Origin of the sequence: Campylobacter concisus (assembly GCF_002165775.1) — a bacterium.
Lineage (GTDB): Bacteria > Campylobacterota > Campylobacteria > Campylobacterales > Campylobacteraceae > Campylobacter_A > Campylobacter_A concisus_E.
The window spans coordinates 140,376-162,551 of record NZ_NDYP01000009.1; the positions used below are offsets into that span (position 1 = coordinate 140,376).

Annotated in this window: 21 protein-coding genes; 11 read left to right on the forward strand and 10 right to left on the reverse strand. The window is 39.6% G+C overall.

Annotated features, from left to right (window positions below; translation table 11 throughout):
- Position 1 precedes the first annotated feature (1 nt).
- The 4 genes from B9N66_RS08450 to alaS are packed head-to-tail and all read right to left on the reverse strand — an operon-like array spanning position 2 to position 5,521.
- On the reverse strand, positions 2 to 1,930 hold the full coding sequence (locus B9N66_RS08450; RefSeq protein WP_087580652.1) for a transglycosylase domain-containing protein: 1,929 nt from the start codon (positions 1,928 to 1,930) through the stop codon (positions 2 to 4).
- Positions 1,927 to 2,469 (reverse strand): septum formation inhibitor Maf, encoded by a 543-nt coding sequence (gene maf / locus B9N66_RS08455; protein WP_087580653.1) that lies wholly within the window; start codon positions 2,467 to 2,469, stop codon positions 1,927 to 1,929. The genes B9N66_RS08450 and maf overlap by 4 nt, the downstream gene beginning before the upstream one ends.
- Entirely contained in the window at positions 2,466 to 2,966 is a 501-nt protein-coding gene (locus tag B9N66_RS08460; protein ID WP_087580654.1) for a 3-isopropylmalate dehydratase, read from the reverse strand. The genes maf and B9N66_RS08460 overlap by 4 nt, the downstream gene beginning before the upstream one ends.
- A complete protein-coding gene (gene alaS, locus B9N66_RS08465; RefSeq protein WP_087580655.1) occupies positions 2,963 to 5,521 on the reverse strand; it encodes an alanine--tRNA ligase in 2,559 nt (852 codons plus the stop codon). Before alaS ends, B9N66_RS08460 begins: the two co-directional genes overlap by 4 nt.
- 167 nt (positions 5,522 to 5,688) lie before the next feature.
- Here alaS and B9N66_RS08470 point away from each other — a divergent pair, with 167 nt between their 5' ends.
- The 3 genes from B9N66_RS08470 to B9N66_RS08480 are packed head-to-tail and all read left to right on the forward strand — an operon-like array spanning position 5,689 to position 8,023.
- Positions 5,689 to 6,558, forward strand: coding sequence for a Gfo/Idh/MocA family protein (locus B9N66_RS08470; RefSeq protein ID WP_087580656.1), 870 nt, complete (start codon positions 5,689 to 5,691; stop codon positions 6,556 to 6,558).
- Entirely contained in the window at positions 6,558 to 7,511 is a 954-nt protein-coding gene (gene hemH, locus B9N66_RS08475; RefSeq protein WP_087580657.1) for a ferrochelatase, read from the forward strand. The genes B9N66_RS08470 and hemH overlap by 1 nt, the downstream gene beginning before the upstream one ends.
- 50 nt (positions 7,512 to 7,561) lie before the next feature.
- Positions 7,562 to 8,023, forward strand: a complete 462-nt coding sequence (locus tag B9N66_RS08480) for a response regulator (RefSeq protein WP_072594668.1) — start codon at positions 7,562 to 7,564, stop codon at positions 8,021 to 8,023.
- 53 nt (positions 8,024 to 8,076) lie between these two features.
- Here the strand turns inward: B9N66_RS08480 and B9N66_RS08485 are convergent, their stop codons facing one another.
- From B9N66_RS08485 to B9N66_RS08500, 4 genes are read right to left on the reverse strand one after another with little or no spacing between them, the layout of a single operon-like run.
- A complete protein-coding gene (locus B9N66_RS08485) occupies positions 8,077 to 8,544 on the reverse strand; it encodes a phosphatidylglycerophosphatase A family protein (RefSeq protein WP_087580658.1) in 468 nt (155 codons plus the stop codon).
- An 8-nt stretch (positions 8,545 to 8,552) separates the two neighbouring features.
- Positions 8,553 to 9,734, reverse strand: a complete 1,182-nt coding sequence (locus tag B9N66_RS08490; protein ID WP_087580659.1) for a sulfate adenylyltransferase — start codon at positions 9,732 to 9,734, stop codon at positions 8,553 to 8,555.
- Complete coding sequence (locus B9N66_RS08495; RefSeq protein ID WP_087580660.1) at positions 9,712 to 10,602, reverse strand: response regulator; 891 nt, start codon at positions 10,600 to 10,602, stop codon at positions 9,712 to 9,714. The genes B9N66_RS08490 and B9N66_RS08495 overlap by 23 nt, the downstream gene beginning before the upstream one ends.
- The gene (locus B9N66_RS08500) at positions 10,599 to 11,717 is read right to left on the reverse strand and encodes a bifunctional 2-C-methyl-D-erythritol 4-phosphate cytidylyltransferase/2-C-methyl-D-erythritol 2,4-cyclodiphosphate synthase (RefSeq protein WP_087580661.1); all 1,119 of its coding nucleotides are present in this window, start codon (positions 11,715 to 11,717) and stop codon (positions 10,599 to 10,601) included. Before B9N66_RS08500 ends, B9N66_RS08495 begins: the two co-directional genes overlap by 4 nt.
- Before the next feature lie 146 nt (positions 11,718 to 11,863).
- Here B9N66_RS08500 and thiC point away from each other — a divergent pair, with 146 nt between their 5' ends.
- The 6 genes from thiC to B9N66_RS08530 all read left to right on the forward strand — a co-directional run bounded on the left by thiC (position 11,864) and on the right by B9N66_RS08530 (position 17,422).
- Positions 11,864 to 13,159 (forward strand): phosphomethylpyrimidine synthase ThiC, encoded by a 1,296-nt coding sequence (thiC, locus tag B9N66_RS08505; RefSeq protein ID WP_087580662.1) that lies wholly within the window; start codon positions 11,864 to 11,866, stop codon positions 13,157 to 13,159.
- Complete coding sequence (locus B9N66_RS08510) at positions 13,153 to 14,253, forward strand: Mrp/NBP35 family ATP-binding protein (RefSeq protein WP_087580663.1); 1,101 nt, start codon at positions 13,153 to 13,155, stop codon at positions 14,251 to 14,253. The genes thiC and B9N66_RS08510 overlap by 7 nt, the downstream gene beginning before the upstream one ends.
- Positions 14,254 to 14,391: 138 nt before the next feature.
- Complete coding sequence (locus B9N66_RS08515) at positions 14,392 to 14,658, forward strand: ACT domain-containing protein (RefSeq protein ID WP_021091480.1); 267 nt, start codon at positions 14,392 to 14,394, stop codon at positions 14,656 to 14,658.
- 9 nt (positions 14,659 to 14,667) lie between these two features.
- Positions 14,668 to 16,005, forward strand: coding sequence for a PFL family protein (locus B9N66_RS08520; protein WP_087580664.1), 1,338 nt, complete (start codon positions 14,668 to 14,670; stop codon positions 16,003 to 16,005).
- 103 nt (positions 16,006 to 16,108) lie between these two features.
- Positions 16,109 to 16,798 carry a cytochrome-c oxidase gene (locus B9N66_RS08525; protein ID WP_087580665.1) on the forward strand — a complete coding sequence of 230 codons (690 nt, stop codon included), beginning with the start codon at positions 16,109 to 16,111 and terminating at the stop codon, positions 16,796 to 16,798.
- A gap of 171 nt (positions 16,799 to 16,969) precedes the next feature.
- Positions 16,970 to 17,422 carry a hypothetical protein gene (locus B9N66_RS08530; protein WP_087580666.1) on the forward strand — a complete coding sequence of 151 codons (453 nt, stop codon included), beginning with the start codon at positions 16,970 to 16,972 and terminating at the stop codon, positions 17,420 to 17,422.
- An 84-nt stretch (positions 17,423 to 17,506) separates the two neighbouring features.
- On the opposite strand, the gene B9N66_RS08535 is transcribed toward B9N66_RS08530, so the two are convergent.
- Complete coding sequence (locus B9N66_RS08535; RefSeq protein ID WP_087580667.1) at positions 17,507 to 18,109, reverse strand: YagU family protein; 603 nt, start codon at positions 18,107 to 18,109, stop codon at positions 17,507 to 17,509.
- 162 nt (positions 18,110 to 18,271) lie between these two features.
- Between B9N66_RS08535 and B9N66_RS08540 the strand changes: the two genes are divergently transcribed.
- Entirely contained in the window at positions 18,272 to 19,471 is a 1,200-nt protein-coding gene (locus B9N66_RS08540; protein WP_087580668.1) for a 2,3,4,5-tetrahydropyridine-2,6-carboxylate N-succinyltransferase, read from the forward strand.
- An 11-nt stretch (positions 19,472 to 19,482) separates the two neighbouring features.
- Positions 19,483 to 19,977, forward strand: a complete 495-nt coding sequence (locus tag B9N66_RS08545) for a hypothetical protein (RefSeq protein WP_087580669.1) — start codon at positions 19,483 to 19,485, stop codon at positions 19,975 to 19,977.
- Positions 19,978 to 20,362: 385 nt separating this feature from the next.
- Here B9N66_RS08545 and glmS read toward each other — a convergent pair whose 3' ends face one another.
- Complete coding sequence (glmS, locus tag B9N66_RS08550) at positions 20,363 to 22,174, reverse strand: glutamine--fructose-6-phosphate transaminase (isomerizing) (RefSeq protein WP_087580670.1); 1,812 nt, start codon at positions 22,172 to 22,174, stop codon at positions 20,363 to 20,365.
- Positions 22,175 to 22,176 lie beyond the last annotated feature (2 nt).

Consider the following 22,176-nt stretch of genomic DNA (forward strand, 5'->3'; position numbering starts at 1 on the left):
CCTAAAATAATAATCCATCGTTTTCTTGATCTTGTATGATGTCATTTGCAGGCGTATTTTGAGGTAGTGGCGAGTCGTTTGTGTAGTATTCGTCGCTACCTCCATAATAGCCTTTATAAACACCATCTGGCTGCTCAAATGCGCGTCTTAAAGTAGGATAAAGCTTAATGTAGCCTTCCATAAATTTCTTAAAGACAGGCGCCGCTGTCCTGCTGCCGCCCTCGACCTTTTTCATAGGACTGTTATCGTCGTTTCCGTACCAGATGATGGCCTCGATATCAGGCGAGTAGCCGCAAAACCAAGCATCGATGCTGTTGTTTGACGTGCCAGTTTTGCCAGCGATCTGGATGCCATTTACCTTTGCGTTGCGTCCGGTGCCGTTATTTACGACATTTTGAAGCAAGGTTGTCATCAAAAATGCCTGCTCAGGTTTTAGCACCTGCTTCTTTTGTGGCTCATAGTCCATCGACGCACCAAAGCTATTTTCTATATGCTTAATAAGTGTCGGCTCAACCATCTCGCCCTCATTTGGGAACATCGAGTAAAATTTTGCAAAATCAAGTGGCGAAATTCCAAAGCTACCAAGTGCGATTGATAAATTTTCAGGGATGTCGTTAAAGCCCATATCCTTAAGCTGTTTGCGAACTGAGCTAAGACCAAGATCGTTTAGTAAATTTATGGTTGCGAGGTTGCGAGACTGGGTTAAGGCTGATTTTATCGTGATGTAGCCTTGAAAGCCACCGCTATAGTTCTTTGGCGTCCACTCTTTGCCATTGCCCATGTCAAATGTCCTAGCGATATCAGCTACTTGAGAGACGACAGAGTAGCCGCTATCAAGGGCTATTTGATAGATAAATGGCTTAATGCTAGATCCTGGCTGGCGCTTGCTCTGGGTGGCGCGGTTGTAGCTACTTTTTGCGTAGTCGATGCCGCCAATTAGAGCTAAAATTTGTCCGCTTTGTGGGTGAGTGACGACGATAGCGCCATTTAGCATCTCTGGATTTGCCTTTTTATCTCTTTTTAAAATTTCATTGTAACCATATACTAGAGCGTCTTGAGCGATCTTTTGCACGTTTAGATCGACGGTGCTTTGTATCTTGTAACCGCCAGTTTTTATATCGTCAAATTTCTTTGAAGCCTCTTTTATGATCTCATCGACCACGTAAGGAGCTTTATTTCTTGTGAGCGTATCGTCAAAAACTGCTGGTTCTTCAAGCACGCCCTTGCGGTACTCATCCTCGTTTATCCAGCCGATGCTATACATCCTCTCAAGAACCCTGTTTGCACGGCTAAGCGAGAGGTCGAGGTGCTTTGTAGGATCATAGGTGCTTGGCGCTTTTGGCATGCCAACTAGCATCGCTATCTCTTTTATGCTTAGCTCATTTAGCTCTTTTCTAAAGTACCCCTCTGCAGCTGTTTTGATGCCGTAGTAGCCGTGGCCGAAATATACGTGGTTTAGGTATCTTTCAATGATGTCCTCTTTGCTAAGCTCGCTTTCAAGCTTCATAGCAAGCACAACCTCTTTTATCTTTCTTGTAAATTTCTTCTCGCGGCTTAGGGCTAGGTTTTTTATGAGCTGCTGAGTTAGCGTAGATGCGCCTTCTACCAGCTTTCTAGCTTTGATGTCCTTTATCGCCGCTCTTGCCATGGCTTCTACGTTGATACCGCCATGCTCAAAGTAGCTCGTATCTTCGATAGCCACGAGCGCTTCGATGACACGTGGTGGGATGTCGTTATACTTTACGTAAATTCTATTTTCTTCAAAGATATTTGCGATAAGCTCGTTGTTTCTATCAAAAATTTGTGTCGCAAGCTTTGGCTTGTAGTCGATGATGGTGTAAGCGTCAAATCTCACCTGCGAATAAAAGTATAAAAACGCTCCACCAAGTGCGACGGCAACTACAAAGATAAATGCCAAGATATATTTCATAAAAATGCCTTTAATATTTTTAAATTTAGCCCCATTGCCGTGCTTGTCTCGCCGTGCTGGGAGATGATGTATTTTTTATTAAAATTTTCTATCGTCATGGCTCCAGCTTTGCCTCGCCACTCGCCACTTTCTAGGTAGCTTTTTAGATCTTGCTCGCTAAATTTAGCAAATTTATATGTAGTCTTGCTCACATTTATAAGCTCAAATTCGCCTAAAAATATCATCGCCGTATAGACGCTACACTCATTGCCACTTTGTAAATTTAGCATAGCAAGTGCCTCTTTTTCGTCCTTTGCCTTGCCTAAAATTTTATCCCCACACGCCACGCAGCTATCTGCAAAGAGTAAATTTGTAAGCTTGCCATTTGCCTTTAAAAACTGCTCTTTTTTTGCTTTTACGACGTTTTGGACGTAAATTTCTGGTTTTAGGCTCTTTGCTATCATGCTCTCATCAAAGCTGCAAGAAATTTGTTTAAATTCTATCCCAGCATTTTTTAGTAAATTTGCCCTTGTTGGCGAGCTTGAAGCGAGTGTTATCATAAAAATACCTTATAGCTTATACCAAGATAAATAGCTGCTAGCGAAGCTAATAAATTTAGCGGTGTAAAATAATAAATTATAACGATCAAACTCTCGTTTAGCTCGATCATTTCATGCGATCTTAGTGCTTTTAAGGCCTTTTTGTATCTATAAAATATATAGCTTAAATTTAATAGCAAAAATAGTTCTATTGCGCATTTTGTTGCCACCATTGCACTTGCCATAGGATTTGTCAAATTTGCATCATAAAATCCAAAAATTATAACTATACTTGTTGCTATCACGCAAAGGATTAGTATGAAAATCGCAATGCCAAAGCATCTTATAATGTGAAGTAAGATGTGATAGCGCTCCTTGTCTTCAAATTTATTTTTTATAAAGTAGCTTCCAACAAGTACAAGACCGGCTTGTAGCCCCACAAAAAGAGCTACAAAGCATACATGCAAAAATAGTACTACTTGGTCAAATTTTATAAAAGCTATATCGTAATGACTCATTTTTCTAAGGCTTGCCTTGCGTACTCAAGTGAGTCTTTTATCGCATCTTCTATCATTGATGCATCTTTGCCACCGGCTGTTGCAAAGTCATCTTTACCACCGCCATTGCCACCTAGGATTTGCGCTGCAAATTTTACCCAAGCACCTGCCTTTAAAGGAGCGTTTTTAACTCCAGCTGCAAGAGAAATTTTGCCACTCTCATCAGCTTGGATTAGCAAAATAGCAGCACTTTCATGCTCATTTTTAAACTCGTCTATCAAGGTTTTTATATCTCCACCATCTACGCTTGTAACGCAAAGTTTGGTTTTATTTATATCTAAATAGACTAGCTCATGAGAATTTTTAGCATTTTTTAGCTTATCTTTTAAAACTCTTAGTTCATTTTTTAGCTTTTTGACCGCATTTAGTGGCTCGGTGCTCTTTAGCTCATCTTTTAGCTCGTCAAGCTCAGCTCTAAATGATCTTGCTAAATTTAGCGCAGCCCTTGAGCAAACGGCCTCTATACGCCTAACACCAGCACTTACGCCACTCTCTTTTATGATAAAAAATGATCCGATCTCATCTATATTTTTTACGTGTGTGCCACCGCAAAGTTCTTTGCTGACGTCGCCAAAGCTAACGACTCTTACATCATCAGCGTATTTTTCATTAAATAGTGCAATAGCTCCACTATTTTTAGCATCTTCAAGTTTCATAAGTTCTGTTTTTGAGTTAGCGCCATTTAGTATCCACTCATTTACTAGATTTTCAATCTTTGAAATTTCTTCGCTAGTAAGCGCTTTTGGATGTGAGAAGTCAAATCTTAACTTATCTGCTTCTACGCTTGAGCCAGCTTGAGCGATATGCGTGCCAAGCACGTTTCTAAGGGCTGCATGAAGCAAGTGTGTAGCGCTGTGATGACGTGCAGTTTCTGCTCTATCGCTAGAAACTTCAAGCTCTACTTCGTCGCCAACTTTTAGTGCCACGGTAGTTTTTACTAAAGATAAATTTAGTCCATGAAATTTTTGCGTATCAAGCACATTTGCTTTGCCCACTATCTTACCGCTATCACCGCACTGACCGCCACTTTGAGCGTAAAATGGAGTGACATCAAACATCACCCAGCCCTCTTTGCCAGCGTCCAGGCTATCTACATTTTTAAATTCTTCATCAAGCAGGGCTAGAATTTTACTTTTGCTTTTAAGCTCTTCGTAACCTATAAATTTATTCTCGCCAAATTTCTCAAGTAGCTCTTTAAAGTCGCCCTTCGCGCTCTTATCGCCACTGCCTTTCCAAGCAGCTTTTGCACGTGCTTTTTGCTCGCTCATAAGCTCATCAAACCTTGCTTCATCGACTTTTAAGCCTTTTTCTCTAAGCATATCAGCTGTTAGGTCAAGTGGGAAGCCAAATGTATCATAAAGCTTAAACGCAGCCTCTCCGCTAAAAATTTCTTTTGTATTTTTAAGCTCGCTCTCAAATAGCTCCAAGCCACTAGCGATTGTCGCCAAAAATCTCTCTTCTTCAAGCTTGATCTGCTCTTTTACAGCCGCTTTTTTCTCATTTAGGTATGTGTAGTGCTCGCCCATTAGCTCGCAAACTTTATCGACAAGCTTATACATAAATGGCTCTTTTATGCCTAGCAAGTATCCATGGCGGATCGCACGGCGTAAGATGCGGCGAAGCACGTAGCCACGGCCTTCTTTGTCAAATGTTGTACCTTGAGCTAGCAAAAATGTAACCGAGCGGATGTGATCGCTTATGACGCGGTAGCTAGCGCCACTTTCATAGACGTATGGCTTGCCACAAAGCTTTGCTACTTCGTTAATTAGCGGCATAAAAAGGGTGCTATCGTAGTTGCTAAATTTACCTTGCAAGATAGCAGTAACGCGCTCAAGTCCCATGCCGGTATCGATGCTTGGCTTTGGTAGTGGGCTTAGTTTGCCGTCCGCGCTTCTTTCATACTGCATGAAAACAAGATTCCAAATCTCTAAAAATCTATCGCCATCGCCACCCATGTAATCTACAGGCGTGTTAAAGTGTTCAGCCCCTTGATCGTAAAAAATTTCACTACAAGGGCCACATGGTCCAGTATCGCCCATCTGCCAGAAGTTATCATGGTCGCCAAAGCGGTAAATTCTCTCTTTTGCGATGTGAGTGCTCCAAATTTCAAACGCCTCATCGTCGCTTTCATGAACGGTTACATAAAGCTTATCTTTTGGCAGTTTTAGTACTTCTGTTACAAATTCCCAAGCGTAAGCGATCGCCTCTTTTTTGAAGTATTCACCAAAGCTAAAATTTCCTAGCATCTCAAAAAATGTGTGGTGGCGCGCTGTGTAGCCGACGTTATCTAGGTCGTTGTGCTTGCCGCCAGCTCTTATGCAGGTCTGACAGCTAGTGCGGATAGGTGGTGTTGGGCGCGGCACTTCGCCTGTGAAAATGCTCTTAAACGGCACCATGCCAGCGTTTGTGAAAAGTAGTGTTGCATCGTTTGGCACGAGTGGAGCAGAAGCTACTACTTCGTGACCTTTTGATTTAAAAAAATCAAGATATGCCTTTCTTATATCTAAATTTTGCATTTTTATCCTCGTTAGTTTTAAATTTTGCTCGATTTTAGCTAAAAATCGTTTGTAAATTTATAAAAAAATACAAAATTAATTTTTGCTTAATATATTTTATAAATTTATTTGTTTAAAAGCGATTTGCAATTAAAATAGCCTAAAAATTTATAACTAAAAGGTCTTTAGTGAAACTCAAAATTGGTATTGTTGGATACAATCTGGTTGGCAAGCGGCACTATATGGAGCTGAGGCGTTCTGACAAATTTGAAGTTTGTGGAGTTTTTGATAAAGAAAATAGAGATGATGCTTGCAGAGCTCCGTTTTTTGATGAGTTTAAGAAATTTATAGAAGTAGCCCAGCCACAAGCTGTCGTGCTTTGTTTGCCTCAACATGAGATCGTAGAGGCCTTTTGCCAGTGCGCAAAGTATTGCCAAAATATCTTGATTTCAAGACCGATATTTAAAAACGTGAGCGAGCTAAAAGAGATAAAATATGCCTCAGTGGTAAATAAAGTAAGAGTTTGCACTGGCGTTGATGAACGCTTTAATCCAACTATCGTTTCATTAAAAAAGGCGCTTTTAAAGGAAGAAGAAATTTATAGCATTTCAATTGCGCATTTTAAGCCACTTTGTGAGGGAAATATTATAAATGAGCTTTCGCTTTGCGATATAGACCTTGCGAAAAATTTAGTAGATAGTGAAATTTGCAGCTTTTTTTATACTCAAGCAAATAAAACAAATACCAAAATATGCGACAATGTTGGAATAAACATTAAAATGAAAAATCAAATTTTGGTGAGCATTACCGATTCGTTTTGTGGTTCATTAGAACGTTTTAAAATAGAAGTAAATGCCAAAGAAGGTGTTTATTTTGGCGATCTTATTGATTACAAACTTCACAGAGTAAATGAAAATGGTCAGATGAATTTAAAAACCGATCCTTTAAACAATGAAATAAAAGCCCAATATGATGCCTTTTATGATCTTTGTCAAAGCGGCGAAAGTAGCGAGCTTTCAAGCATTGATGATGCGATAAAAATTAAGGAGTTGTTTTGATGAAAAAGGCACTTTTGCTTTTGAATATGGGTGGGGCAAATAGCCTTGCTGATGTAGAAATTTTTTTAAAAAATATGTTTAATGACCCTTATATTTTGGGTATAAAGAATAAATTTTTAAGAAAATTTGTAGCTTTTATGATCACAAAAGGTAGGCTAAAAACTGCTAAGCATAACTACGAACAAATAGGCGGCAAATCGCCTATTTGCGAGCTTACAGCTAAGCTTTGCGATAAAATTTCAAGCTTACAAAATGAGTTTGATGCAGTTGATTTTGCGATGAACTATACTTCACCGTTTGTAAAAGATGTGCTTAAAAAATACGAAAATTTTGATGAGATAGTGCTTTTGCCACTTTATCCTCATCATTCGCAAACTACAATAACTTCGAGTTTAGATGACTTTAAAAAAGCAAAAGATGAGCTAGAGATAAAGGCTAAAATTTTGCTTTGCGGGCCATTTTATGATGATGAAATTTATAATAAAATCATAATCTCACATATAAATGAAGCCATAAATAACATAGATATAAGCGATGTGGAGCTTATCTTTTCAGCTCATTCGTTGCCTCAAAAAATTATTGATAAAGGCGATGTCTACGAAAAACATATAAATGAGCATGTGCAAATTCTAAGCAAAATGATAAAAGATAGCGGATTAAACTTCAAAGAGATAAATTTAGCCTACCAATCGCGTCTTGGGCCTGTAAAATGGCTAGAGCCCTCACTAAATGAAATTTTGGCAAAGTGTAAGAGTAAAAAGGCTCTTATCTATCCACTCTCTTTTTGTATTGATAACTCTGAGACTATTTTTGAGCTAGTTATTGAGTATGCAAAGATCGCAAAAGAGCTAAATTTTAGCTTCTATAAAGTTGTTTGGTGCCCAAATTTTAGTGATGAGTTTGCTAGTTTTATCTTACAAAAAGCAAAGACAGCTAAAGAGACTAACTTTTAGGAATAAATCTTGCTTATAAAATATATCTCAATACAGTAAAAAGGAGATATATGAAAGTACAAAATAACGACATAATCGATTATTTATTGCAATCAGGCTCAAGCAAAACTAAAGATAAAAAAAATAGTTTTGATGAAATTTTAAACCTTGCTATGGATAAAATCGCAAGCGATGCAAAAATTTCAGATAAGATTGAACAGTTTAAAAAAAGACTTACTGAGATCGGCGCAGTTGGTTTTATAAGTGAGCTAAATTCTAACAAGATAGAAGAGAAAATAGCCCAAAAGAAAAAGGAGCTAACTGAACTTCTAGGCATAGATGATCCCGCAAAAACACAGGATCAAAAAAATGAGCTGCTTAAGATAATGGATAAAATTTTAAGTGATTACCGCAAAGAGCTAAATGTAGCACTTGCTAATCAAGCTCTGCTAGAGAAGCAAAAAAATCTTAATAGTAAGAGTAGTAGCTCGGTTAATCTAAGTTCTGTTTTAAATGAGCTAGGACTTGCTTAAAATTTATATAAAAGATATTTAAGCCAATATAACTTTGCCAAAAATCTATATTTTTACGGCAAAGTTATGCCAAATTTTATAGCAGCCCCGTATATTATTGCGCTAATTATTCCAGCAAAAAAACCAGCTACCATATCATCGCCCATTACGCCAAGGCCACCTTTTACATTGCGGTCGATCCTGCCTATTATGGAAGGCTTTTTGATATCAAGCACTCTAAAAAGCACAAGCGAGAGTATGAGTTGAGAGATCGTAGCTCCACTAATGGCAATAGCAAGCCAAACTCCAGCAACTTCGTCTATAACGATAAAACTTTCATCGTGAGAATTTACCTTTTTTTCAAAATCATCAATAATGCTAATGCTTACCAAAAATAGCAAAATACTAGCTAGAAAAAGCGTGGTTGATGATAAAAAATAAAGCACAAAATAAGCTATTACAGCGCCAGCGATAGAACCCCAAGTACCAGGCGCTTTTGGCAAAAGTCCAAATCCAAAAAAAGTTAAAAATAGTTTTTGCATAAAATTCCTTAAGTCATCGATGATGTTTGATAAAGCTTCATAAGCTCTTCGTAAAAGTCACGGTCAGTTTTGTTTTCAAGCAGTCCTGAATTTACAAAAAGATCATCACAAAGCTTTTGCACGTCTTTGAAACGATTTGTAAAGAGTTTGCTTAAAACTAGTGCAGAAATTTCTGGCCTCACAAGAATGGCTGGTGGCATAATGCCGTTAAATAGCAGCTCCTTGATGACATCTGGATGATATTTGATCTGATGATGTTGTCCGTGTGGGCAACTTTTGGTGCTAACTAGTGTCTTGCATTTATTGCAATAAACTAGCTCTGGCAGTACGATTACCTCTAAATTTAGGTCGTTTTTGTAAATATCAAGAATCGTATGAGCTTCATTGTGATCAAAAAACATTCCAATTCCTGAGTGGTTTTGCCCGATGACTAGCTTATTTGCTCCAAATCTTGAAGCAGCGATGCACTCAAGTGTTGGGTTTGCATGTGAGCTAAAAAGAGTCGTATTTTTTAGAGCAAAGACAAAGACTTTTTTTGTTGGCAAATAATTTTGTATAAAATAGTCTAGCACTTGCTTTCTAATCTCGTAATCAACGTGCTTTTCTTCGCGTGTTCGTATTAAAAAAATGATTACTAAATCAGCCTTATCGATAGTCATTCTAACAAGGCGCTCGTGAGCTCTATTAAATGGATCAGCCGTTAAAAAAACTGCCGTTATCTTTTTAGCGCCATCTTCTTTTATTAGATCATTTAGTGCATTTTTGCTTATTTGCATACTTTCATCATAAAGCTCAAATTCGCCACTAATGCCGTATTTGCCTAAATTTAGCTCTTTATCATTGCTGGCTTCATTTGCTAAAAATATATTTTTAGCTCTCATGCTCTCGTCAAATTTAAAGACCTTAGCAACATTGATGTGTCCAACGATCTTACCATCAAGACTTAGATTTACCTTTTGTCCAGAAGTAAGCTTGCTAGCAATATTTTGATTTAGCTCGCCAAATGGAGCAAATCCAAAAGAATACGGCATCGGCTCGCTATTAAAATAGCCCTTTTTGCCCACCTCTTTTATCTGTTCATCGTCCATCAACGAGTCGTAATCTGAGAGAATTTTATTTTTTATTAGCTCCAAAGCACCAAAAACTTCGGTATTTATAGAAATTTCACTATTTTTTCTTGCTGACGTCATATTTCTTTCTCTTTTCCCAAAGTGATTTTCTAGAAATTCCAAGCTTCTTGCTAAGTTCTGTATCAGGGAATTTATCTTGATAATTAACGATTATGTACTTTATATATTCATCTATCGTAACTATCTCATCGATATTAAAATTTTTATCGCGTCCTGAAAGCTCAAGCTCGTCAAATGGTGCTTTTTGTGCAAAATCGTTAGTTGATATCGCGACCTTTTTCTTTTTGCAAATTTCTAAAATTTTCTCTTTTTCTTCTTGTTTTAGCTCCTCTAAATTTGTCATATAGATTAGCTCATCACCATTTTTGGCTAGTGCCTTTTCAAGCTCAGAGAAACAGGCTTTGCCTAAAAATAAAAATGGTAATTTGCAAGCTTTTACATAGCTAAATATAAATTTATCGCTGTATCCGCTTTTGCTTGATTTTAAAAGCAGTGGAAATTTTATCTTTTTTGCTTCAAAGCTAGAAATTTCATACTCTTTTAAAGCGTAATTTACGTAGCTTTCATAGTTTTTGATCTCATTTTTGAAATTTCTAAATTCCTCAAAATGCTTTATCTTTCTAACTAGCTCTTCTATCATAAATGGCTTTTGGATGTAATCAACCGCACCTGCTTGGATCGGTTTTAGCACAGTGTCACTATTGATATAAGCGATTAGTAAAATGATGATAGAGCTTTTAAATTTTTCTATGACTGGGTAGAAGTCCTGTCCTGGAAGTGTGGTAGAAAGTAACACTACATCAAAATTTTCAAACTTCAATGCTTCTTTTACGCTTTTAGCGATCTCGCAGTCGTAGCCAAAATCAGCTAGTTTACTAGCCATCGAGCCAGCTAAGTAAATTTCGTTTTCTATTATTAAAATTTTCATATTTGCTTCCAGTTGTAAAATTTAAGGCTTGCACTTGCCATTACGGCGATCCCTTCGCATCTGCCAACAAAGCCAAGCCCTTCAGTAGTCGTTGCCTTTACATTTATGCGGCTTTGGCTTAAATTTAGAGCTTTTGCGATATTTGCCTCCATTTTTGACTTTAGTTTTGAAATTTTTGGTTTTTGCGCCATTATCGTGATATCAGCGTTTGTTAGCACAAAGCCCACGCTTTGCACCCTTTTGTAAGCTTCCTCAAGCAAGTAAATGGAGCTAATATCTTTAAATTTAGCGTCCGTATCAGGGAAAAGCTCGCCTATATCGCCAAGTCCAGCAGCTCCCAAGATAGCGTCAGTTAGCGCATGAAGTGCCACGTCGCCGTCGCTGTGAGCCTTTAGCCCAAACTCATAGTCGATCTTCTCGCCACAAAGAATCAAAGGACGGCCCTTTTCAAACTCATGCACGTCAAAGCCGTTTCCAACAAAGACTTCATTTTCAGGCTCTTTTAAAGCAGAAATTTTGGCAAGATCCTCTTTGTAAGTGATCTTTCTTGCCATTTCATCACCTAAAATTTGCCATACGCTCGCACCAATGGCTCTCATAGCCGAGCTATCATCTGTGTAAATTTCGCCGCTGCTAAGAGCCTTTTTAAGAAGCGCTGTGCGAGAGAGTTGTGGTGTTTGGATAAGCTTTACCTTATCTCTATCAACCACATTTTCGCCAAGATAAGCGGTGTCAGCGATCTTTAGCGCTGGAACTACACAATCAGCCTGACTTGCTGCCTCTATAATTTTGTGAAAAAGCTCGCTTGAAATGCAAGGGCGAGCGATGTCGCTAACTAAGACAAATTCGCTATTTACTAGCTCAAGTGCGTTTTTTAGGCTATCTTGTCTGGTTTCGCCGCCATCAACAAATTTGTAATTTGGAGCAAATTTAGACATATATTTGCACTCTTTGCTAACGACGATGATCTCTTTAAATGTGTAAAAGTTACTCAAATTTTTAGTGGCAAATAGCCAAAGTGGGTCACTGCCGATGCGAAGCCATTGCTTCTTTACAGGTAGCTCAAAACGGCTAGAATTTCCTGCTCCTAGCATTATAAGTGAGATATCAAGCAAGGTAGCTCCTTTGAAAATTGTTACGGAATTATACACCTAAAAGCTAAATATTTCTTTTTATAAAAATAAATTTAAGTCTAGCATTTAGTTAGATCAAAACAAAAAAGGACTAAAATGAGCCTTTAAATTTTAAAAAAAGGCTAGTCATGACAAAGACACAGATGTACTATGCTAGGCGAGGCGAGCTCACAAAGCAGATGAGCTATGTGGCAAAGATCGAGGGAGTGAGCGAAAATTTAGTGATGGATGAGGTGGCAAACGGCAGGATCATCATCCCAGCAAACGTAAATCACACAAATTTAAAGCCTATGGGCATAGGCAGAAAGCTAAAGACAAAAATCAATGCAAATATCGGCAACTCAAGCTTAAGTAGCGACATTTGCACAGAGCTTAGAAAGCTTGAAATTTGCTTAGAATTTGGAGCTGATACGGTTATGGATCTAAGCACGGATGGCGATTTAGACGCCATTAGAAGCGCTATCATCGAGCACTCAAGCGTGCCAGTTGGCACAGTGCCTATGTATGAAATTTTAAAAGAGGCAAAAGAGGTTACAAATATCACAAATGAGCTAATTTTAAGCGTGCTAGAGAAGCAAGCAAGGCAAGGGGTTAGTTACTTTACGATACACGCTGGCTTTTTGCGTGAGTTTTTGCCCCTTGTTAAAAAGCGTAAAATGGGCATAGTTAGCCGCGGTGGCAGTTTGAGCGCGAGCTACATGTCAAAGCTAAATAGGCAAAATCCATTTTATGAAATTTTTGATCAAATTTTAGAAATTTGTGCAAAATACGACGTCTCACTCTCGCTTGGCGACGGACTTCGCCCAGGTTGCCTTTATGACGCGACAGACGAGGCGCAGCTTAGTGAGCTAAAGGTGCTTGGAGAGCTAACACTTCGTGCGTGGCAAAAAGATGTGCAAGTGATGATAGAGGGCCCTGGTCATGTGCCATTAAGTCAAATTGAGTATAATATGAAAATCGAACAAGAGCTCTGCCATGACGCCCCATTTTACGTGCTTGGACCGCTTGTTAGCGATATCGGCGCGGGGTATGATCATATCACTTCAGCGATAGGTGGTACGATGGCAGCATATCACGGCGCTAGCATGCTTTGCTACGTGACGCAAAAAGAGCACCTTGGCTTGCCAAATGAAAATGACGTAAGAGAGGGGATCGTAGCTCACAAGATAGCAGCTCATGCCGCAGACGTCGCACTTGGCAAGGCAGGAGCCATCGAAAAAGACCATGCGATGAGTGACGCGAGATATGCATTTGACTGGAACAAGCAGTTTGAGCTTAGCTTTGATCCAAAAAAGGCTAGAGAGCTTCACGATGAGAGCTTGCCAGAAGATGCGTTTAAGAGCGCTCATTTTTGTTCGATGTGCGGACCAAAATTTTGTGCATATAAAATTTCAAAAGATCTAGAAAAAGGAGAAAAATGTTAAATAAAGAAGAGGTCTTAAATAGACTAAAAGGCGTCATATATCCGGGATTTGAGAAGGATATAGTTAGCTTTGGCTTTGTAAAAAACGTGGAGATCGGCGATAAAATCTTAATCGAAGTCGAGATCGTTAGCTCAAGCCCAGAGGTGGCAAACGAGCTAAAAACGGACATCAAACGTGTCATGGGCTCAAATGAGTACGTGCTAAATTTGATCCAGCCAAAGATACCTGAGGAGAAAAGTAACACTCAAAGTGGTAAAAATATCGCACCACAAGTTAAAAATTTCGTAATGGTAAGCTCAGGCAAAGGCGGTGTTGGTAAATCAACTACGACTCTAAATTTAGCCATTTCAATGGCAAAACTTGGCAAAAAAGTGGGCGTTTTGGATGCTGACATCTACGGACCAAATATCCCAAGAATGCTTGGCGAGGTAAATACTCAGCCGCAAGTAGTAGGCAACAAACTAAAACCAATACTCAGTCACGGCGTTGAGATGATGAGTATGGGCGTTTTGATGGAAGAAGGCATGAGCCTCATCTGGCGTGGCTCGATGATCATGAAAGCGATCGAGCAGCTGTTAAAAGACGTTCTTTGGAGTGAGCTTGATGTCTTGTTTCTTGATATGCCTCCAGGAACGGGCGACGCGCAGCTAACTCTAGCTCAAAGCGTGCCAGTAACGGCAGGTGTCTGCGTCACAACGCCACAAGTGGTAGCGCTTGACGATAGCAAACGTGCGCTTGATATGTTTGAGAAGCTCCACATCCCAATCGCTGGCGTCATCGAAAATATGAGTGGTTTCATCTGCCCTGAAAGCGGCAAGGAGTATGATATATTCGGCAAAGGCACGACCGAGGAGGTAGCAAAAGCCTATAGCACCGAAGTGTTAGCCGAGATCCCTATCGAGCCGGCTGTTCGCGTGGGCGGCGATAGCGGCAAGCCGGTGAGCTTTTACGAGCCAAACTCGGTCACTGCTAAACGCTACGAAAAAGCGGCGGCTAGGCTGTGGGAGATAATAGAAAATATAAATAGTGATGGCAGAGCTGATAACTCAGCGATCCAGCCAGTAAATGACGGCAAGAGTGCTTGCTCGAAGTAAAATTTACAAAAGATAAAATTTAGAGCAAATTTTAAAATTTGCCAGTTTGAATTTGGCTACCAAAATTTAGCTTTGTTTGATGCTTGGCTTAAATTTTGGAGCCAAAATGCAATCATTTAAAATTTAATAGGAGAAAACATGAAAGCGATCGTAACTGTAGTCGGAAAAGATAGAGTCGGCATCGTTGCTGGCGTCTCAGCAAAGCTTAGCGAGCTAGGGCTAAACATAGATGATATCTCACAGACTATTTTAGATGAGTTTTTTACGATGATGGCAGTGGTTTCAAGTGATGAAAATAAAGACTTTACGGCCTTAAGAGCAGAACTTAACGAGCTTGGAGAGAGCCTAAAAGTAAAGATAAATATCCAAAGTTCCGCTATCTTTGATGCGATGCATACAATCTAAGGAAAAACAATGGACATCAAAAATGTAACCGAAACAATCTCGATGATCGAAGAGCAAAATTTTGACATCAGAACGATCACGATGGGCATTAGTTTGCTTGATTGCATCGATCCTGACATCAACAAAGCTTGCGACAAAATTTACGCAAAAATCACCACTAAAGCCAAAGACCTAGTCAAAGTGGGCAACGAAATTTCTGCTGAGCTAGGCATACCAATCGTCAATAAAAGAGTAAGCGTGACGCCTATCTCGATAATCGGCGCCGCAACGGATGCAAAAGACTACGTAATGATCGCAAAGACGCTTGATAGAGCGGCTATTGAGGTTGGTATTGATTTTATAGGTGGTTTTTCAGCTTTAGTTCAAAAGGGCTATCAAAAGGGCGATGAAATTTTGATAAATTCTATCCCGCAAGCACTTTCTCAGACTTCAAAAGTATGTGCAAGTGTCAATGTCGGCTCAACGAAAACTGGCATAAATATGAGCGCGGTGCGTGACATGGGACGCATCATAAAAGAGACGGCGGCAGCCTCTGAGATGGGTTGTGCTAAGCTTGTCGTTTTTGCAAACGCAGTCGAGGATAATCCTTTTATGGCTGGGGCATTTCACGGCGTGGGCGAGGCTGATGTGGTGATAAATGTCGGCGTTTCTGGCCCTGGCGTGGTAAAAAGAGCCCTTGAAAAGGTACGTGGCGAGAGCTTTGATGTAGTGGCTGAGACCGTTAAAAAAACGGCGTTTAAGATCACGCGTATCGGCCAGCTAGTTGGCCAAATGGCGAGCGAGCGCCTTGGGGTTAAATTTGGTATCGTTGATCTTTCTCTTGCTCCGACACCAGCTGTGGGCGACTCGGTAGCCCGCGTGCTTGAGGAGATGGGGCTTGAGGCTGTTGGTACGCATGGCACGACTGCGGCACTTGCTTTGCTAAATGACGCGGTCAAAAAAGGTGGCGTCATGGCGTGCAATCAAGTTGGCGGCTTAAGCGGTGCATTTATCCCGGTCTCAGAAGATGAGGGTATGATAGCTGCGGTGCGCGCGGGATCGCTAAATTTAGAAAAGCTTGAAGCGATGACGGCGATATGCTCGGTTGGTCTTGATATGATCGCCATACCTGCTGACACACCAAGCGAGAGCATAGCTGCGATGATAGCTGATGAGGCGGCTATCGGAGTTATAAATCAAAAAACAACGGCCGTTCGAATTATACCTCTTGGACGTGAGGGCGATATGATCGAGTTTGGCGGCCTTTTAGGAAGAGCACCTGTGATGAAGATAAACAAAGCCTCAAGTGCCGACTTCATCGCTCGTGGCGGACAAATTCCAGCTCCAATTCATAGTTTTAAAAACTAATCTTCGAAGTCCGCTTAAATTTGCGGACTTTTTCTTAAATTTATCCTAATCTTTTCAACTGCTTTTAGTTAAAATAATAAAAATTTTAAACCAAGGAACTAAAATGAAAATTTTATCACTACTTACGGCGCTACTTTTTGGATCGGTATGTGGCTTTGCAAATGATGGTAAAGTAAGAAGTATCGACATCTACGTCACGCCTTACTACTCAGCAAATGCTGGCAAGGTGGAGTACGTCAAGGTCTATGACAAGATAGATGAGCTTTTAAAAAGTGGCAAAGAAGAGGACTTTAAAAAGGCTGAAAAGATCGTGCAAGACACCCCACAAATGGTCTCTCCGATAACTCTTTTTGTCCTTTCAGCTCGTGCATACGATCTTGGACTTCGCGATGATGCGGTATTTTGGTTTTATGCGGCAAAAAATTGCGCGATCTTGCTAAGAGGCGTTATAGATATGGAAGGCGAGAAATTTACTGAGGTGGTGGCCGCGATAGGGGCGTTTATGAAGCTTGTTGGCGACGTGGTCAATCCTTATGCATTTTGCGATATCAAAAAGCAACAAGATATCGCTGATAAAGCGCTTGAATGGACTAAGAAAAATGCCTATGAAGCGATGTTCTCGCCAGAATTTAGCTCGCCTCACGAAGATAGAAAAGTAGCCTTTGCAAAAGGCATAGAAAAGCTAGAGGCCCGCAATAAAAAAGAGAAAGATTACTTTTTAGATAAAGATAATCTTGCTAACTTTAAAGCTATGCGCAAGCAAAATGGCACTGATAAGAAATTTTGCTTCTAAATAGCGAGAAAAACTAAAAATTTGCTTATAAATTTAGCTTTTGCTTTATGCTAAAAGGACAAATTTACAAGCTATCTCTATTTTAGATGATAAATTTTAGCTCACTACAAATCTGCTTAAATTTGGCTCTTTTCATAGGAGTAGCAAAACTACAAAAAATGAGAATAAAAAATGACTTTGAAATTTAGCGAACTTGAAAAAATAGCAACGGATGAAGGTTTTATTTGGTACGTGGAGACGGAGCTAAAAAGCGAAATTTTTGGACAGGTGCTCTTTTGCCTTATCTCGGCAAATGGGGCAGATGTGGACGATGAGACTACTTTGCTAGCAGAGCGCATCGCCGGCGATATTGACCGGTATGTAAAAGATGCGCTTACGTTTTTACGAGATGAGCTTAAGCAAAAATGCCTTTTAAGCAAGGGCGAGCTTAAATTACTTGACGTGCCAGTCTGCGATTTGCCTTTTAGCTTGCCTCAATGCACCTTTTATTCACGCGATAAGCAGTGGCTGATGAGGTTTGTCGACGGCGCGCTTGATATTTGCGAACCTTTTGGTATTGGGGTGATTTTTGAAGGTGAAAAGCCACTTCGTTTAGAAAATTTAGAGCTTAGCCAGGAGTGCTAATCGCGGATAAATTTTGCTTTTAAATGGTGAGATAAATTTAGTTGCTGTTTTAGGTTTTTAGCCCAAAACAGCAAAAATTTGCATTTATGCGTTGCAGCAGCAATAATCGCTCGGATCTTTTTCTTTTGTGATCCTAGCTCTTAGGTCGTGACGGATGATCTCTATCGACCAGAACCATATCATGTGGCCGACAAATTCAGATACATGCTCGTACCAAGGGAGTGTCCAAAGTGGTGGAGTAAGCCCCAAAATAGGTAATGTGATCACGTGAACAGCGATATTTACGATAACGCCAACTAGTAAGCCTTGCCATATTGTAATCTTTGGAAATTTCTCAGCCAAAACACAATAAGCCACCGCAAAAACGATCGAAAACAATATATGCGTCATCATTACGTAGTTAAATGCATGCCCTGCAAACTCGTAAATAGCGGCATTTGGATCGGCTACGCCCAAATAATCTCTTAAAAATACATAAGGCGGATTTAAGAAATTTCTAGAGCAATCGATCGCATCGGCTGCTCTAATGGCACTCTCTGGTCCGCAAGCAGCGTTAAATATATCCATTGGACTTCTTGGAGGAAGTGGAAATTCTGCTCCCCATTTGACAAAGGCTGAGACAACACCAGCGACAAGGCCGATTAACGCAGCCAGAGCAAATCTAGGTTTTGTTACTAAATTTGACATTTAAACCCCTTCTTTAAATTTGCAAAATCTTATTGCAATTTACTTTATGATAAGATTAATCATTATTAAAAATATAAAAATATTTAAAAATTTTAATGGACTTAAAATCATAAAATTTTTAGCCATTTTTGGCTAGACTAAGAAAAATTTAAAGGAGAATAGATGTCTAAAGAGTTTAAAGATGCAAATGAATTTAAGGAATTTTTTGAAGAATTTAGAAAAAAAGATGGTTACAAAGATCCGCTTGCTTTTGGTATCGCTAGGATCGATCGCGGACAAAAAAATACAGACAAAATTTTGCAAGCGACATTCGCTGTTGTAAATTACAAAGAGAGTTTTTTAAGCGCAGCTGCTTATATCTATGCTTTGCAAAAATGTGATGTTAAGGTTGATTTTAATGGTTCTGAATTTGTAGCCGATCTTACTCCAAAAGTGGTAAAAAAGGCTAGCAAGCTCTTTAGTGTCTTTGAAAAAGAGATAAGCTCTCATAAAAATGTACAAAATTTGCATGCCGTAAAAATGGCTTTTGATGACGATCTTGAACTAAATGAGAATAAATTTAAACTTGTGTTTTTGTTTGATGATGCAAAGCCACTTAGCGTAGAGGCCGTATATCTCAAGCTTTACTTGATCTCGCTTGGCAAGGTCGCACCTAGGACGATCGTGCTTGATGGAGCTTTTGGTGTGTTACCAAATGTTGCATGGACTAGCCAAAATGCGCCAATTGAGCTTGAATGGCTAAGAGAAAATGAAATTTCTCTAAAGATGTTTGGCGAATACCCAGCGATCGTTAGCGTCGATAAATTCCCAAGATTTTTAAGCCACATTATTCCAGCTGATAATACGAGAATTTTAGACTCAGCTAAGGTTCGCATGGGTGCTGCCGTGTATCCTGGCACAGTCGTTATGCCAGGTGCTGCCTATATCAACTTTAACGCAGGTACAACTGGTGGCGTGATGGTCGAGGGCAGGGTCAGCAGCTCTGTCGTAGTTGGCGAGGGTAGTGACGTAGGTGGCGGAGCTAGCATACTTGGCGTGCTAAGTGGCACAAACGGCAACCCTGTAAGCATTGGCAAACACTGCTTGCTCGGCGCAAACTCAGTCACAGGAGTACCTCTTGGTGATAACTGCATCGTAGATGCTGGTATAGCGGTGCTTGAGGGCACAAAGGTCTATATATCAGCTAGCGAGCGCGAAAAGTTAGCTAAGCTAAATCCAGAGTTTAAATTTGAAGCTGAAATTTACAAAGCGCTTGAGCTTGGTGGGCTAAATGGACTTCATTTTAGACAAAATAGCCAAACAGGTCAGATCACTGCAAGTGCGAGCAAAAGGGCGATCAAGCTAAATGAGGCACTTCACTAAAAGGAGTTAGCATGAAAGTTGGCATTTTGATGTTTGACAAGCTAAATCTACTAAGCTTTGCCAAAATTTATGATTTTTTACATAAATTTGAGGATTTTAATATCAAGACTTACGCACTAAAGCCTGAGATTGTCGATGAATTTGGCGTCAGGCTTCATCCAGAAATTTATGCTGAGAGCCTTTATGGTGTGGATATCTTAATCGTGCCAGATGGCGTTGGAGCACTTGGATTAAGATACGATGAGATATTTTTAAGCTGGGTTAAAAGCTCAGCGAGTGCGAAATTTAAGATAGGTTTTGACCTTGGCGTATTAATCCTTGGTGGGGCTGGATTTTTAGAAGACAGAGAGGCTTGTATAAGGGGCGGATACAAAAATGCACTTAGCGACTACTGCGATGTTAATGATGCTAAGATGTGTGAAAGTAGAGGTATTATAAGCGTTAGTGAATTTGATGATAGAATCAAAGAACAGCTGGCAACGATGCTAGGTAAAGATAAATTTTAAGAGTTTTGAGCTTTAAATTTTTTAGTTTAGTGGGCTAGAATAAGGCTTTAATATATAATGATTTTATTAAGCATCTCTTTTGCGCTTAAAGAGAAAATGCCAACAAGATCGACAATATCCACTTTTTGATTTTTAATATCGCACATTATTTCAATATACTCCAGTGCGATATTCTTATCCTTTTTGCTTAATTCATCAAACTTTTATTCAATCAAAAATGATACATATGTTTCTATTTTTTGTTGTCATGGTAAAGTATAAAAATTTAAACTAAGGATAGATAAATTTTAGCTAGGTTGCGCTCTTTTAAGAACAGTATTTCATAAAATTTAATGCAAAATATCAACTAAAATTTAACTAGCCAGCATTTGCCAGCTAATTAAATTTATTCTACTGTTACGCTTTTTGCTAGGTTTCTTGGCATATCTACATTGTTGCCAAGCCTGACTGAGATTTCAAGTGCTAGAAGTTGAAGCACAAGCATCATCTCAAAAAATTCGCTCATATAGTGATCTTGTACGCTTGTCTTTACATAGTCATCGCTTAGGTCAAACTCTAGTGGACTTATAGCTAAAATATAAGCATCACGAGCCGCAAGTTCTTCGACATTACTTTTAGTTTTTTCATAAAGTAGATTTTGCGGCATTAAAGCGATTGTAAATAGCTTCTCGTCCGCAAGTGCGATAGGGCCATGCTTCATCTCACCTGATGGATAACCTTCGGCGTGAAGATACGAAATTTCTTTAAGCTTTAATGCTCCCTCAAGTGCCAACGGATAAAAGATGTCTCTACCTATGAAGAAAAAGCCGTGTCCGTGCAAGTAGTGTTTGCTTAAGCGGTGTAGTTTTTCTTGAAGTGAGTTGTTGATATTTAAAATTTGTGGTATATGTAAAAGTGTTTTTACTTCGTGATCGAGCTCTTTTTTACTGATGGAATCTTTTGCTGCTGCCATTTGAAGCACAAGCATCCAAAGTACAACTATTTGCGTAGCAAAGGCTTTTGTGCTTGCCACGCCTTTTTCGATACCAGCACGAGTTAGAAGTGTATTGTCAGCTAGTCTAACGATAGATGAGTTATCAACGTTGCAAATAGCAAGCGTTCTAAGCCCAACCTCTTTTGCAATCCTTAAGGCTTCTAGAGTATCTGCTGTTTCACCACTTTGAGAGATGACGATAAAAAGCGAATTTTTGTTTAGATAAGGCTTTCTATATCTAAATTCGCTAGCAACTTCAACTTTTGTTCTAACCTTTGCTAGTCTTTCAAACAAATAACTCGCGACAAGTGCGGCATGATAGCTAGTCCCACATGCACAAAGCACTATGTCATCGATACTTTTTAGATATTCATCGTCTAAATTTTCAAGTGTTACTTTATGGTTTTTGACCCTGCCCATGATGGTTTCAGATACGACAGCACCTTGCTCATAAATTTCTTTTTCCATGAAAAATGTATATCCCTCTTTTTGGGCATAGCTTTTATCTTTTGGAAGTGCATTGAAGGTTATGTTGGCTTTTTTACCATCTTTAAAAACAGCTATCTCATCAAGGCTCACGTAGCCGTAATTGTTGTCATCAAGATATGCCACCTCTGTTGCATTGCCGATAAGTGGAGCGTCAGATGAAGCAAAGTATAGCTCTTTTTTGTCGCTCTTTCCTATCGCCATAGGAGCGGCATCTTTTGCAAAAAATATCTTATCAGGCGCAGTTTTGGTGATAAGTAGCGTCGCATAAGCGCCTCTTAGCTTTGCAATAGTTGCCTCATAAGCTTTAAATGGATCTTTTTTCTCTTTTAAAATTTCTTCAAAAAGGTGCACGATCACCTCAGTATCGGTTTGGCTGACAAATTTCACGCCCTTTGCCTCAAGCTCATCTTTAAGCTCTTTGTAGTTTTCGATGATGCCGTTGTGAACGACAAATGAGTGCTCGCCAAGGTGTGGGTGAGCGTTTATCTCAGTTGGTTTGCCGTGCGTCGCCCAGCGTGTGTGACCTATCGCCACGCCAAAGCCAGTTGATGTAAAGTCCTTTGTCTTTATGGCTAAATTTTCAAGCTTACCGACAGCCTTAAAAAAGTCGATTTTGTCATCACTCATCACAGCCATACCAGCACTGTCATATCCTCGGTACTCAAGCTCTTTTAGACCGCTTAAAATGACCTCTTTTTTCTCTTTATCTCCGATGTATCCTACGATTCCACACATGT